The sequence below is a fragment of the Pandoraea sp. PE-S2T-3 genome (genome assembly GCF_002179965.1).
Lineage (GTDB): Bacteria > Pseudomonadota > Gammaproteobacteria > Burkholderiales > Burkholderiaceae > Pandoraea.
This window is the reverse complement of record NZ_NGUQ01000015.1, coordinates 64,959-79,570: the sequence shown is the minus strand read 5'-3', so window position 1 is coordinate 79,570 and position 14,612 is coordinate 64,959. Positions and strand designations below refer to the sequence as shown.

Here is a 14,612-nt window from a genome sequence, read left to right as displayed (position 1 = left end):
GATGGGCGCTTACGCGACGATCACGGCCTTCTCGATGACGACGTCGTCAACCGGCACGTCTTGATGCATACCACGCGAACCGGTCTTGACACCCTTGATCGCGTCGATGATTTCCTGGCCTTCGACGACCTTGCCGAACACGGCGTAGCCCCAGCCCGACGGCGTCGGTGCGCTGTGGTTCAGGAAGTCGTTGTCGTTCACGTTGATGAAGAACTGAGCCGTGGCCGAGTGCGGATCGTTCGTGCGGGCCATGGCCAGCGTGTACTTGTCGTTCTTCAGGCCGTTGTTGGCTTCGTTCTCGATCGGCGTGTTGGTGGCCTTTTGTTTCATGCCCGGCTCGAAGCCGCCGCCTTGAATCATGAAGCCGTTAATCACGCGGTGGAACACCGTGTTGTCGTAGAAGCCTTCCTTCACGTAGGTCAGGAAGTTTTCAACCGTCTTCGGTGCTTTGGCTTCGTCGAGTTCGATGCGAATGACGCCGTGATTCGTTTGCAGTTCAACCATGATGCTTTCCTTCTGATGAAATGGTCCCGGCAGGCCGGAGGAGTTCAGCGTCGTGTTCAGCGTTTGACGACGCTGGCCGATTCGATCACGACGGGCGTGACAGGCACGTCGCGGTACATGCCTTTGCTGGTCGTGGCGACACCCTTGATTTTCTCGACAGTGTCCATGCCGGCGACCACCTTGCCGAACACTGCGTAACCATAGCCGTCCGGGCTTGGGTAGTCCAGTGACGCATTATCCGACACATTCACGAAAAATTGCGCAGTCGCCGAATTCGGATTCGACGTACGCGCCATCGCGATGGTGCCCTTCGTGTTCTTCAAGCCGTTTTGCGATTCGTTCGGAATCGGGGCGCGGGTGGGCTTCTCGTTCATGTCGGGCGTGAAACCGCCGCCCTGAATCATGAAGCCGGGAATGACACGATGGAAGACCGTGCCGTTGTAGAAGCCGCTGTTGACGTATTGCAGGAAGTTATCAACCGTCTTCGGCGCAGCCTTCGGGTTGAGTTCCACCGTGAAGTTGCCGGCCGACGTCTTGAATTGCACCTGCGGCTGCGTGGCCTGTGCGAGCACCGGCAGGCTGGCAACGGTGCCCGTCAGTGCGGCGGCAGCGACGGCACCGCCGAGCAGTGCGCGGCGCAGGCGATTCGGAAGGGACATGCGGGTCTCCTGGGCTATGAATTCGTATGAGGTCGTTGGATGTCGCGCGAGGGGCGATCAGTTCCCCGACTTGCCGACGTTCTTCAAACTGGCATCTTCGCCGGGCTTGGCCGGCGAGGGCGTCTGCGCGACCGGTGCGGCACGTTGCGGGGCCAGCATGTCGGCGAGCACCTTCTCGCGGCTCGACACGCGCGCCGTCGGCGAAATCTTGAGTGCCTTCTGATAGGCCTGCTGTGCGAGCTTGGCGTAGATGTCGCCAAGGTTCGAATACGCCACGGCAAAGCTCGGGTTGTTGCGGATCGCGCTTTCCAGTGCGGCGCGCGCCTTGTCGTACTCACCCGTCTGCGCGTACAGCGCGGCCAGGTTGTTGTACGGCTCGGGCAATTCCGGAAAGTCTTGCGTGAGTGCGGTGAAGGCGTCGATGGCCTCGGGCGTGCGGCCCAGCTCCATGAGCACGCGGCCACGCGTGAAGCGCACCTGCGCATCGCGCGGGTATTGCTTCAGGTGATCGTCGATCTTGGTGAGGGCGTCGCTGAACTTGCGCGCTTCGACCAATTTGTTGATCGCCGATTCGCTGGCCTGCTGCGGCGTTTGCAGCGGGGCAGGCGGGGGCGGATCGATGATCGCCTGGGCACCTGCGGGCAGCGCGAACAGCGAGCCGGCAAGGCCGAGCGTCACGCCTGCGAGCGTGAGCGCGTGGGTATGACGGCGGGCAGCGTTCATGGTGAAAGCGCTCGGGCGGAGGCGGGAAAGCAGGCGCGTTGCACTGCGCGAAAGGGACCGGCTTCGTTGCGTCATGATGGGTGCTTGGGATACCTGAGAGGTGCGCAAGAGATGCTATACTCGGCCGCATTCTAACAAAACACCTGCGCCCGGCCTGCGCCATTTCATCTTGTGGCGGCGGATACGGTTCGCAGGTTCGTTTTTTCTACCGCACGGCGCGCAGCCCGCCTCGCGATGTCGCTCCCGCCGCACGACGCGAATCGTGCCCGGAGGCATCGTCGCAGCGCCCGGCGCTGTCTCGCCCCCGGTCAAGCATTTATCTATGGATTCACTCCGCGTCTACAACTCGCTCGCGCGAGACAAACAGCCGTTCGTGCCCCTCGTTCCCGGCGAAGTCCGCATGTATGTTTGCGGCATGACCGTGTACGACTACTGTCACATCGGCCACGCGCGCGTGATGGTGGTGTTCGACATGGTGCAACGGTGGCTGCGCACGCTCGGCTACCGCGTGACCTATGTGCGCAACATCACCGACGTTGACGACAAGATCATCAAGCGTGCCGTCGAGAACGGCGAAACGATGCGCGAGCTGACCACGCGCTTCATCGCCGCGATGCACGAAGACGCCGACGCGCTCGGTGTGCAGCGCCCCGATCACGAGCCGCGCGCGACCGACTTCATTCCGCAGATGGTCGACATGATCGGCACGTTGCAACGTAACGGCTATGCGTATCAGGCCGAAGACGGCGACGTGAACTATGCCGTGCGCAAGTTTGCCAACTATGGCCAGCTTTCCGGCAAGTCGATCGAAGACCTGCGTGCGGGTGAGCGCGTTGCCGCGAACACCGCCAAGCAGGACCCGCTCGACTTCGTGCTGTGGAAGCGTTCGAAAGACAGCGAGCCCGACGAATCGAAATGGGCCTCGCCGTGGGGCGCAGGACGCCCGGGCTGGCACATCGAGTGCTCGGCCATGAGCTGCCAGTTGCTCGGCAACCAGTTCGACATTCACGGCGGCGGCGCAGATTTGCAGTTTCCGCACCACGAGAATGAAATCGCGCAGAGCGAAGCCGCCACGGGCGAGACGTTCGTGAACTACTGGCTGCACAACGGCTTCGTGCGCGTGGACGACGAGAAGATGTCCAAGTCGCTTGGCAACTTCTTCACCATCCGTGAAGTGCTGGCGAAGTTCGATGCCGAAGTCATCCGCTTTTTCATCCTGCGTGCGCAGTACCGCAGTCCGCTCAACTACAGCGATGCCCATCTGGACGACGCACGTGGCGGTCTGACGCGGTTGTACACCGCGTTGAAAGATGCGCAGGGCGACGGTGCCGCACTCGACTGGAACGAACCGTTCGCGCAGCGCTTTGCGGCGGCGATGAACGACGATTTCAATACGCCGATCGCGATTTCGGTGTTGTTCGAACTCGCCGGCGAAATCAACAAGCAGCGTGACCCGGTGCTCGTGCGTCAGTTGCTGGGTCTGGCCGGTACGCTCGGTTTGCTCGGCCGCGATCCGCAGTCGTTCCTGCAAGGGGCGGCAGGTGCCGGCGAGTTGGGTGATGCCGACGCGTTGCGCGCATCGGTCGAGGCACGCATCGAAGCGCGTGCGCAGGCCAAGCGCGAGAAGAATTTCGCAGAAGCCGATCGCATTCGTGCCGAGTTGCTCGCCGACGGCATCGTGCTGGAAGATCGTCCCGGAGGCGCCACCGAATGGCGTCGTGCCTGAGCGCGGCGTATCGAGGCGAATTTCATGGTGACTCGTAAATCCGTGGCCGCAAAGGCTGCGACCCAAACCGCCACGACCGGACGTGCTGCCAAGGCAACGCGGCCGACGGCCAAGCGCGCGGCGCCTGCCAAGGTGGCCAAGGCTGATGGCCAGTCCCGTAAGGTCGAGAGCAAGACCGGCGCGAAGACGGCGCCCGTGACGGCCAAACGTGCCAGCAGCGGCAATGGTGCGGCGGCGGTTGCCGACAAGCCCAAGAAGGTGGTGAAAGAAGCCGGCAACGGTGCCGCGGGCAAGTCGACCAAGGTCGCTGCGGGCGTGGCACGCAAAGTGTCGGCCCGGACGTCCAAAGCCGATGGCGCGGATGTGCTGACGAAGCCGGCTAAGGCAACCAAGGCGACCAAACCGGCCCGTCAGGCGAAGCCCGCCAAGACGACGCGTGTCACGGGAGCGGCGGCGAAAGGCAATGGCGCGGCGGGCGTCGCGACCACGCGTCGCGTGATCGCCAAGCGCGACGGCGAGACGCGTATCGTCACGCCGGAGATTGCCCGCATCGAAACCGACGTCGTGGAGCAGGCCGTCACTGGTGTGGTGCCGCTGCCGGTCGCGCCGGGCGCGACCCGCCCCGACTTCTGGGATCAGGCCTGCGCCGATCTCATGCGACGCGATCGCATTCTCAAGAAACTCATTCCCCAATTCGGCCCGGCGCATCTGACCGGTCGCGGCGAGCCGTTTGTCACGCTCGCGCGCTCGATCGTCGGCCAGCAGATTTCAGTCAAAGCGGCACAGGCCGTGTGGGACCGTGTGGTCGCCATCTGCCCGAAGCTCACGCCGGCACAATTCATCAAGGCCGGGCACGACGCGCTGGCCGGTTGCGGGCTGTCGCGTCGCAAGGCCGAGTACATCCTCGATCTGGCAACCCACTTCAAGTCGGGTGCGCTGCACGTGGACGCCTGGGCCAGCATGGACGATGAAGCCGTCATTGCCGAGCTGACCGGCATTCGCGGCATCGGTCGCTGGACGGCCGAGATGTTCCTGATGTTCAACCTGTTGCGCCCCGATGTGCTGCCGCTCGACGATGTCGGGCTCATCAATGCCATCAGCGTCAACTACTTCAGCGGCGAGCCCGTCACGCGCAGTGAAGCGCGCGAAGTGGCCGCCAATTGGGAGCCCTGGCGCTCCGTCGCCACGTGGTACATGTGGCGAAGTCTCGAACCGGTACCGGTCGAATACTGATTGTTCCGCTTAGGACGTATAATCCGCGTCCGATTCCGTATCATTTAGTCATTATCGGTGTCTATTGTTTGTCGAGAGGCGATGAAAGTTGTCTATCTTGATCGGACAGTGGTCGCCGGCGGTACAATACGCTGCCGCATTTCCGGGGAAACCTGATGAAGAACACCTTTTTGGATTTTGAACAGCCGATCGCCGAACTCGAAGCGAAGATTGAAGAATTACGCTTCGTGCAGGACGACTCCGCCGTCGATATTTCCGAAGAGATCGAGCGCCTCTCTAAAAAGAGCCAGCAGCTCACCAAGGACATCTACACGAACCTGTCGCCGTGGCAGGTTTCGCAAATCTCGCGTCACCCGCAGCGTCCTTACACGCTCGACTATGTGCGCGACATCTTTACCGACTTTCACGAGTTGCATGGCGATCGCGAGTTCTCGGACGACCATGCCATCGTGGGCGGCATGGCCCGTTTCAACGGTCAGGCCTGTATGGTCATCGGTCACCAGAAGGGCCGCGACACGAAGGAGCGCGCGCTGCGCAACTTCGGCATGCCGCGTCCCGAGGGCTATCGCAAGGCCATGCGCCTGATGAAGCTCGCCGAGAAGTTCGGTTTGCCGTTGTTCACGTTCGTCGACACGCCGGGTGCCTATCCGGGTATCGATGCCGAAGAGCGCGGTCAGTCGGAAGCCATCGGCCACAACCTGTTCGTCATGGCCGAGCTCAAGACGCCGATCATCACCACGATCATCGGTGAAGGCGGCTCGGGCGGTGCGCTCGCCGTGGCCGTGGCCGACACGGTCGCGATGCTGCAATTCTCGACGTACTCGGTCATTTCGCCGGAAGGTTGCGCCTCCATTCTGTGGAAGAGCGCGGCCAAGGCGCCGGAAGCCGCTGAAGCGCTGGGCCTGACCGCTCACCGTCTGAAGGCGCTCGGCCTGATCGACAAGATCATCAACGAACCGCTGGGTGGAGCGCATCGCGACCCGCTCGGTATGGCCGGCATGCTCAAGCGTGCGCTTGCCGACTCGGTGCGCCAGTTCCAGGGCATGAGCCACAAGGAACTGCTCGATCGTCGTTTCGAGCGTCTGATGAGTTATGGCAAGTTCAAGGAAGCCGGCGCCAAGTAAGTCGTCGGCCAGCGCGTCGTCGCCGTTGGTGGCGATGACGCCTGGCGTCGAACCGCCCGTGTCTTCCTCGCCTCACACCGCTGCCGCGTTCGCCTCTGCCCGAGGTGACGCGGCAGTTGTTCATGTGGACGTCGCTTTGCGCGTCGCGTTGGCGCATGCCTTCGCTTCGCGCGAATCGTCTGCCGTGCCACGGCTGGCATTGGCACTCAGCGGCGGTCTCGATTCCATGGTGCTGCTCGACGCACTGGCGCAATGGACGCAATCGCGACGCGACGCCGGTGAGCCAGTGGCGCAGCCGCTGGCCATTCATATTCATCACGGACTGTCCGGGCACGCCGACGAGTGGCTGGCCACCTGCGAGCGCGAGGCGCGTCTGCGGGGCTTTGCCTTCGAGGCGCGTCGCGTCAACGTGCCGCGCGATGCCCGCCAAGGTATCGAAGGGGCCGCGCGCGCCGCGCGTTACACGGCGCTGGCCGAGTGTTGTGCCGCGCATGGCATCGACTGGCTGCTCACGGCCCATCATGCGAACGATCAGGCCGAGACGGTGTTGCTGCAAATGCTGCGCGGCGCCGGGCTGCCGGGTGTCGCGGCGATGGCCGTGGCAGGGGTGTTGCCGGTCGCTTCGTCGGCGCAATTGCTTCGTCCGCTGCTCGACGTGTCGCGCGAAACGATGCAGACCTTTGCGACGGTGCGTTCGCTGTCGTGGGTGGAGGATCCCTCCAATCAGGACCGTCAGTATTTGCGCAATGCGCTGCGTCACGACGTGATGCCCGCGATTGCCGCGCACGTCCCCGCCTATCGCGAGACGCTCGCCCGTTTCGCGCGGCACGCAGCGCAAGCCCAGTCGCTGCTCGATCAACTCGCACAGATGGATTTTGACGCCGCGCATGTCGATGCGTCGCGTCTGCAACGCCGTCGTTTGCAGGGCCTCGACACGGCGCGTCTGGCGAACCTGTTGCGCTATTGGGCCGCGCGCGAGGGGTTGGCGGCGCCGCCCGAGGCGCGTCTCGATGAGTGGGTGCGGCAGATTCGCGATGCGCAACCCGACGCGTCGCTCACGCTGCCGCACGGTGACGCCGTGTTGCGCCTGTATCGCGATGTGCTGCAATGGACGCCGGTTTATGCCGCAGCGGATGCCGATGCGGCCGTCGATGACGTGGTGCTGCGCTGGTCAGGCGAGCGCGTCTGGCCGTTGCCGCAGTGGCAGGGCAGTGTCGTATTCGACCCTGTCGTGGATGCCGACGCGGCAACACAGACAGCCGGCATTGCCGAAGCGGCGCTGCGTGCGCACCCGCTGATCGCTCGCGAGCGGGCAGGGGGCGAGCGCTGGCGCGAACGCCCCGACGGGCATTCGCGCTCGCTCAAGCATTGGTATCAGAACAAGGGAGTGCCGGCGTGGCAGCGCCATGTGCCGATCGTCTGGCAGGCGGCGGACATCGTGTTCGTGCCGCGTCTGGGCATCGATGGTGCTGCATTGTGCGTCGACGGCCCGCGCTGGCGGATGACGTGGCGTGACGAGGCATGATCGGCTGGCCGGCACGCATCGGGTCAGTTCCAGCCACCACGCCAATCACATCATGCTGCTATCTCCGCCCTTGATCGGGTGATTCGGCATATCCCCTCGTAACCACTGAAATCCGCAGCATGATCTGCTGCCGAATGCGGCGTGTGAGCCCCCGGACAGTGCAATCTGCGCCAAACCGGCTCATGCGCGATACATTCGTGCGATAATCAAAAGTTCCGCGAATCGAAACGTCATCGATGCCCGTTCCAGGGTATCTGCGCAGGATTCATAAACGGTTTCAAATCAATGTGTTAGCAATGTTATGGCTCTGATCGTACACAAATACGGCGGCACGTCGATGGGCTCGGTGGAGCGCATCAAGAATGTCGCCAAGCGCGTGGCCAAATGGCATAAGGCCGGTCACAAGATGGTGGTGGTGCCGTCGGCAATGTCCGGCGAAACCAATCGTCTGTTGGGTCTGGCCAAAGAGATTTCGGCCGAACCCGATCCGCGCGAACTCGACGCCATTGCCGCCACGGGCGAGCAAGTGAGCGTTGGCCTGCTGGCCCTTGCTATCAAAGCCGAGGGCGTCGACGCCGTGAGCTACGCCGGCTGGCAAGTGCCGATCAAGACTGACAGTGCCCACACCAAAGCCCGTATTTCGGAAATCGACGACAAGCGCGTGATGGCCGATCTCGATGCCGGCCGCGTGGTCGTCATCACCGGTTTCCAGGGGATCGACCCGAACGGCAACGTGACCACGCTTGGCCGTGGCGGTTCGGACACGTCGGCGGTTGCCGTCGCTGCCGCACTGAAGGCCGACGAGTGCCTGATCTACACGGACGTGGACGGTGTGTACACCACCGACCCGCGTGTGGTCGACGAGGCTCGCCGCCTCGATAAGGTGACTTTCGAAGAGATGCTGGAAATGGCCAGCCTCGGTTCGAAGGTGTTGCAGATCCGCTCGGTGGAATTCGCCGGCAAGTACCAGGTCAAGACGCGTGTGCTCTCGAGCTTGACCGATCCGATGATTGCGCTCGATGAAGAAGCGCGCTCGGGCACGCTGATTACTTTTGAGGAAGACGAACAAATGGAAAAGGCCATCATTTCGGGTATCGCATTCCAGCGCGACGAGGCCAAGATCACCGTGCGCGGTGTGCCGGACCGCCCGGGCATCGCCTACCAGATCCTCGGCCCGATCGCCGACGCGAACATCGATGTCGACATGATCATCCAGAACCAGAGCGTGGACGGCAAGACCGACTTCACGTTCACGGTGCCGCGTGGTGACTTCCAGCGCGCCATGGCGCTGCTGCAAAACGACGTGCAAGGCCATATCGGTGCCGCGGAAGTATCGGGCGACCCGAAGGTCTCGAAGGTCTCGATCGTGGGTGTGGGCATGCGCTCGCACGTCGGTATCGCCAGCAAGGCGTTCCGCACGCTGTCGGAAGAGGGCATCAACATCCAGATGATCTCCACCTCGGAAATCAAGATCTCGGTGCTGATCGACGAAAAGTACATGGAGCTCGCCGTGCGCGCGCTGCATAAGGCTTTCGAACTCGATCAGGCGTAAGTCACTCGAAGCCGCAAGACATCACAGTCGCATCGCACGTGCAAACGTGTGATGCGAAGTGATTGAAGTGTTTGAATCAGCAGCAGAAATTCGCGTCGGATTCTCGCGAGACGGATGGGGCGTGAATGCGGCGCGAAACGACATTGCGGTGTCGTGATGCGGGGAAAACTCCCCGTGCGTGGCGAAAGCATGACAGGTGCGCAAAAAAAGTTGGATTTTGATGCGCATAATGTTTGACGCAACGCGGAACACTAGGTAATATCACGCCTTCGTTACATCACCTCCCTGATGTGACGACAAGTTTGGGAGACGTGGCCGAGAGGTCGAAGGCACTCCCCTGCTAAGGGAGCATCTGGGCCAAAACCTGGATCGAGGGTTCGAATCCCTCCGTCTCCGCCAAGTCGCCTTGGCGGAACACCCCCGGCTCTTCGCGGAGAGCCGGGGGTTTTTTCTTTCCCGAGTTCGCGCGTTGGCGATACCTCGCGCGTCGATTCTTTCCCCCCTCTTCGAGCGAGAACCACGATGTCGACCATCACTACCGATTCCGGCCTGCAATACGACGACCTCCAAGTGGGCGACGGCGCAGAAGCCACTCCCGGCCAGACCGTGACCGTTCACTACACCGGCTGGCTCACCGACGGCAAGAAGTTCGATTCGAGCAAAGACCGCAATGACCCGTTCGCCTTCGTGCTGGGCGGCGGCATGGTCATTCGTGGCTGGGACGAAGGTGTTGCCGGCATGAAGGTCGGCGGCAAGCGCAAGCTCGTCATTCCGCCCGAACTCGGCTATGGCGCACGCGGCGCCGGTGGTGTGATTCCGCCGAACGCAACGCTGGTCTTCGAGGTTGAACTGTTGGAAGTCTGAGCCATCGAACGCCGTATCTGACCGATAACGATACGGCCGATGCAACAGACACCCCCGGTGCCTCGCTGGCACCGGGGGTGTTGTCTTTTTACGTGGGCCTTCGTCATGAGCGTCGGCCACACAAAGGAGCCTTACGAGGTGTCTCACTCAGCAACTCCTGCTTTACGCGTTTCACGATTCTGGTTTCCCTTCTCGCTGGTGCTCTTCGAGTTCGCGGTCTACATCTCGAACGACATGATCATGCCCGGCATGCCGCTGGTGACGCGCGAATTCGGCGCGTCGGCGGAAATGACGACACTCGCACTCACCGCCGCCATGCTGGGCAACGCGAGTTTGCAATGGCTGCTCGGCCCGCTCTCCGATCGCTTCGGACGCCGTCGCGTACTGCTCTCCGGTCTCACGATGTTCGTGCTCGCGTGTCTGGCGATGCACTACGTGCAGACGATGCCGCAATTCATTGCACTGCGATTCCTGCAAGGCATGGGCTGCTGCTTCGTGCTGACCGTGGGCTACCCGACCGTACATGAAGCCTTCGAAGAAAAGACGGCCGTGCGGGTGATGGCGCTGATGGCCAACGTGTCGCTGCTCTCGCCCTTGTTCGGCCCGCTCGCGGGGGCTGCTGTCGTGTCGTATTGGCCGTGGCGCAGCATCTTCTGGTTGATTGCGCTGGTGGCCGTGGCGTCGTTTATCGGCCTGTATCGCACGATGCCGGAGCTTTCACGGCATGACCGCAATGCCCTCAACGCGAAGGCGCTCTGGGCCGGTTACAAGCTGCCGCTCTCGAGCGCGCGGTTCTGGCGCGGTGCGGTGCTGACAGGCGTGGCGATTACGCCGTTGCTCACGTGGATTGCACTGGGTCCGGTGTTCCTGATCGAGCGTGCCGGGCTGTCGCAGATGCACTACGCGATGTTGCAGGTGCCGGTGTTCGCGGCGCTGATTCTCGGCAACGTGGTGCTCGCGCGTCAGGTGGGCCGCTGGTCGAATGGCCGGTTGCTGGCCACCGGGGTAGCCGCGATGCTGATCGGCGCGGCGGTATCGCTCGTGGGCACGGCCATTCTGGCCCCCGGGTATCCGGCGCTGCTGGTCGGCACATCGCTGCATGCGTTCGGCATGGGCATGAGCTATGGCGTGGTGTATCGGCAGTCGCTGTTTGCCGTGGACAGCCCCAATCGCGCGACAGTCGCGGGCATGCTCAGCATGATCACCATCGTCGTGGCGGTGGCTGTGATCGAGGCGATGAAGATGGCGTATCTGCACTTTGGGGATGCGGCACTCGGCATTGGCGCGATGATGGCGGCAGCGCTCGTTGCCGTGCTGGCAGCGAACTTCGTGCCGCCGCCGGCGCAGGACGTGCTCGCGCAGCCGGGGCGTCAGACGTAACCCCGTCCATGTGAAGGCGCTGGCGCTAGCCAATCAACGCCGTTGAGAGGCAATAGAGCAACAAGGCAACAAAGCAAAAAGCCAGCGAAAGCAATTTCGCTGGCTTTTTGTTTGTGGCGACCAGATCGATTCGTCAGCCGTGTGCGCGCTCGTTACCGGCCGCTTCCGCGTGTTCTGCGTGTTCGGAGTGCTCTGCGTGCCCCGCATGTGATACATCGGCCTCCTGAGGCGCTACGCGTGGTTTGGCGGCCGGCGCAGTCGTCACGTTGGGTGCGGGCGTAGCAACGGCTGCTGTAGCGGCAGTGACGGCAGTGGCAGGCGCAGGGTCCGGCGCGGCTTGGCCGTCGTCGGCGTAGTAATCGCGCTCCCACTTTTCATGATTCGTCTTGGCTTGCTGCAACTCGGGTGTCAGCGGTGCGAACGCCAGCAGCAACCGATTCAGCCACGACACCGGCACCTTGCAGGGGCGCTCGAAATCGACGAACAGCACCACACGGGTTTCGTTGGTGTCGTTGTGCACTTCATGCGGATAGGCGTCGTCGAAGATCACCGCACGATTGGCCTGCCACACGTAGCGTTGCCCATTCACTTCAATCCAGCATTGCTCGCGCTCGCGCGGCACCTTCAGCGCGAGGTGCAGGCGCAGCACGCCGTTATAGGGGCCGCTGTGCAGGGGAATCTGCTTGCCCGGCGAGAGAATCGAAAAGAAGGCCGTGCGCAATCCGGGAATGCCATCGAGTGCAGCCGCCGTCGCCGGACATCGCGCGAGGTTGCGCTCGGCACGCATGCCGTAGCCGAGAAACACGAAGGTCTGCCACTGGTGGTCTTGCGTGATGGTGGCGACGTCGGGGGAGATTTCGTGGAAGGCCGGGAGGCGGCCGGGCGTGGCGAGCACGGCTTCGAGTTCTTTGGCGATCGCCGGGGCCTGTGCTTCGAGTGCGCCGACCCAAGGGAACAGGGCGTTATCGAAGATGGGCCGGTCACCGACCAGTGAACCCCGGGCAATGCGGCGTTGCGCGGCTTCAACACACCGGAAAAAAAATCGGGCAAGCCAGCGGGGCAGGGTACGGTTGGGGTTCTGCACAGGCGATCGTGTAGCACTCAACGGCGGCCTCCAGGGCGGGAGCGGGGGAACCGATCCGGCAGGTATGTGTCCTTAAGAGCGGCATACAGACCGGGCTTTTGGGTACAATTGTCGCGCGGTCCGGCCCTGCCGCCAAGCCTCACGGGGGAATCTCTCCGGCAGACGCGTTACGAGAGGTTACGGCAGGTTACGGCACAAACGCGCTTGTGTGCAGATCACAGGCGCACGATGCCGACGGGACGAAGGGGAGGGGCAGGATGCGTTCAGCCCCGGCAGGCGGGTGCACACACGATGCTGCATCGGAGACGACAGGAGACGCATGAGCGCGCAAACGACACAGCATCCACGCACGACCGAAGATGATTTGCCTCGGCCATTCGTGCCTCTCAAAGCGTTTTTTGCTGCGTTGATTGTCGTGTTGTTCGCTGGCCTCGGCATGAGCCAGTCCGCGTACGCCAAGTACGCCATCGCCCAGTATGGCGAGCCCAAATACCCGCAAGGCTTCACCCACTTCGATTACGTCAATCCGGATGCCCCGCGCGGCGGCACGCTCACGCTGGCCAATCCGGACCGGCGCACCAGCTTCGACAAATTCAATCCGTTCACGCTACGCGGTTCGGCACCGGCCGGTGTCGCCAGCCTCATGTTCGAGACACTGGGCATCGGCAGCGGCGATGAGCCTGCAACCGTCTATGGCCTGCTGGCCGACGACATTGCGGTGTCGCCCGACGGCGCCTCGGTCACGTTCCACCTGAACCCGGCCGCACGTTTCAGCAACGGCGATCCGGTGACCGCCCAGGACGTCAAATACTCCTTCGACACGCTCATCAGTCCGCAGGCCGCCCCCGGATTCAAAGTGATGCTCTCCGACGTGAAGGGCGTCACCGTGCTCGACAAAAGCCGCGTGCGCTTCGACTTTCGCCGCGTGAGCCCCGATCTGCCGCTGCTGGTGGCGGGCGTGCCGGTGTTCTCGCCGAAGTGGGGCATGGGCCCGGACGGCAAGCGCAAGCCGTTCGACGCGCTGACCTTCGAGAAGCCCATCGGCAGCGGCCCGTACCTGATCGAGTCGTACGACGGCGGCCGGCGTATCACCTTCAAGCGCGATCCGAACTACTGGGGCGACAACCTGCCGGTGCGGCGCGGCACTTTCAACTTCGAGCGCATCGCCTATAAGCTGTACACCGACGACATCGTGCGGCTCGAAGGCTTCAAGGCGGGCGAGTTCGATGCAACGACCGAGTATCGCGCGCGCAGTTGGGTGCGCAGCTACGTCGGCAAGCGCTTCAAGAGCGGTGAGCTGGTCAAGCGCGAGTTCGGCCATCACAACGCGGCCGGCATGCAGGGCTTTATTTTCAACACGCGGCGGCCGATGTTTCAGGATGTGCGCGTGCGCCGCGCGCTCGATCTGGCGCTGGACTTCGAATGGCTCAACCGCCAACTGTTCTACGACCAGTACCAGCGCATCTACAGTTACTTCACCAACAGCGATCTCGCGGCGCGCGGCCTGCCGACCGCGGATGAGCTGAAGCTGCTCGAACCGTTGCGCGCGAAGCTCGACCCGGCCGTGTTCGGACCGATGGTCGTGCAGCCGACGACGACGCCCCCCGCGAGCCTGCGCGAAAACCTGCGTCAGGCGCGTGAGCTGCTCGCCCAAGCGGGATGGACGTATCGCGACGGCGCACTGCGTAACGCGAAGGGTGAGCCGTTCGAATTCGAGTTCATCGACGACGGCGGTTCGATGGGCCCGGTCGCTTCGGCCTACGCGCGCAATCTCGCCAAACTCGGCATCACGCTGAACTTCCGCACGAGCGACTTCGCGCTGTATCAGAAACGCATCGAGACCTTCGACTTCGACATGATCTCGTTGCGCTTTCCCGACTCGCAAATTCCGGGTACCGAGTTGATCGACCGCTTCGGCAGCCAGTCGGCCAATGTCGACGGCTCGGATAACGTCATCGGCCTCAAGGACCCGGCCGTCGACGCGCTGGTGGCGGCGCTGGTGCGTGCCCACACCTATGAAGATCTGGTGGCCGCGGCGCGCTCGCTCGACCGCGTGCTCTCGCACGGTTACTACATCGTGCCGCACTGGTTCTCGTCGACGCACCGCATGGCCTACAAAAGCTATCTGCGCTTTCCCGACACGCTGCCGCTGTACTACACCGCCGATGGCTGGCTCATCGCAATGTGGTGGGATTCGCGTGTCGGCAAGCGCGCGGACAGCACCGACCGTCACTGAAC

At 63.0% G+C, this 14,612-nt stretch carries 12 protein-coding genes and 1 tRNA gene; 9 read left to right on the top strand and 4 right to left on the bottom strand.

What is annotated here, in order from left to right; genetic code table 11:
* Positions 1-9: 9 nt before the first annotated feature.
* From CDV46_RS12590 to CDV46_RS12580, 3 genes are read right to left on the bottom strand one after another with little or no spacing between them, the layout of a single operon-like run.
* A complete protein-coding gene (locus CDV46_RS12590) occupies positions 10-504 on the bottom strand; it encodes a peptidylprolyl isomerase (protein WP_058379291.1) in 495 nt (164 codons plus the stop codon).
* Between the two features lie 56 nt (positions 505-560).
* A complete protein-coding gene (locus CDV46_RS12585) occupies positions 561-1,163 on the bottom strand; it encodes a peptidylprolyl isomerase (protein WP_087722839.1) in 603 nt (200 codons plus the stop codon).
* A 57-nt stretch (positions 1,164-1,220) separates the two neighbouring features.
* Positions 1,221-1,886 (bottom strand): tetratricopeptide repeat protein, encoded by a 666-nt coding sequence (locus tag CDV46_RS12580; protein WP_087722837.1) that lies wholly within the window; start codon positions 1,884-1,886, stop codon positions 1,221-1,223.
* 322 nt (positions 1,887-2,208) lie between these two features.
* Here CDV46_RS12580 and cysS point away from each other — a divergent pair, with 322 nt between their 5' ends.
* The 8 genes from cysS to CDV46_RS12540 all read left to right on the top strand — a co-directional run bounded on the left by cysS (position 2,209) and on the right by CDV46_RS12540 (position 11,290).
* Positions 2,209-3,612, top strand: coding sequence for a cysteine--tRNA ligase (gene cysS, locus CDV46_RS12575; protein WP_087722835.1), 1,404 nt, complete (start codon positions 2,209-2,211; stop codon positions 3,610-3,612).
* A gap of 24 nt (positions 3,613-3,636) precedes the next feature.
* A complete protein-coding gene (locus CDV46_RS12570; protein ID WP_087722833.1) occupies positions 3,637-4,845 on the top strand; it encodes an endonuclease III domain-containing protein in 1,209 nt (402 codons plus the stop codon).
* 155 nt (positions 4,846-5,000) lie between these two features.
* On the top strand, positions 5,001-5,969 hold the full coding sequence (locus CDV46_RS12565; protein WP_087688134.1) for an acetyl-CoA carboxylase carboxyltransferase subunit alpha: 969 nt from the start codon (positions 5,001-5,003) through the stop codon (positions 5,967-5,969).
* A 58-nt stretch (positions 5,970-6,027) separates the two neighbouring features.
* Entirely contained in the window at positions 6,028-7,494 is a 1,467-nt protein-coding gene (gene tilS, locus CDV46_RS12560) for a tRNA lysidine(34) synthetase TilS (protein ID WP_176399069.1), read from the top strand.
* A gap of 301 nt (positions 7,495-7,795) precedes the next feature.
* A complete protein-coding gene (locus CDV46_RS12555; protein WP_087688132.1) occupies positions 7,796-9,046 on the top strand; it encodes an aspartate kinase in 1,251 nt (416 codons plus the stop codon).
* Between the two features lie 305 nt (positions 9,047-9,351).
* Positions 9,352-9,445, top strand: a tRNA-Ser gene (locus CDV46_RS12550).
* Positions 9,446-9,568: 123 nt separating this feature from the next.
* Positions 9,569-9,910, top strand: coding sequence for an FKBP-type peptidyl-prolyl cis-trans isomerase (locus CDV46_RS12545; protein WP_087688131.1), 342 nt, complete (start codon positions 9,569-9,571; stop codon positions 9,908-9,910).
* Positions 9,911-10,048: 138 nt separating this feature from the next.
* A complete protein-coding gene (locus CDV46_RS12540) occupies positions 10,049-11,290 on the top strand; it encodes an MFS transporter (RefSeq protein ID WP_064675095.1) in 1,242 nt (413 codons plus the stop codon).
* 133 nt (positions 11,291-11,423) lie between these two features.
* Here CDV46_RS12540 and CDV46_RS12535 read toward each other — a convergent pair whose 3' ends face one another.
* Positions 11,424-12,395 carry an aspartyl/asparaginyl beta-hydroxylase domain-containing protein gene (locus tag CDV46_RS12535; RefSeq protein WP_254916038.1) on the bottom strand — a complete coding sequence of 324 codons (972 nt, stop codon included), beginning with the start codon at positions 12,393-12,395 and terminating at the stop codon, positions 11,424-11,426.
* Positions 12,396-12,693: 298 nt separating this feature from the next.
* On the opposite strand from CDV46_RS12535, the gene CDV46_RS12530 reads away from it, so the two are divergent.
* Complete coding sequence (locus CDV46_RS12530; protein WP_087722826.1) at positions 12,694-14,610, top strand: extracellular solute-binding protein; 1,917 nt, start codon at positions 12,694-12,696, stop codon at positions 14,608-14,610.
* Positions 14,611-14,612 lie beyond the last annotated feature (2 nt).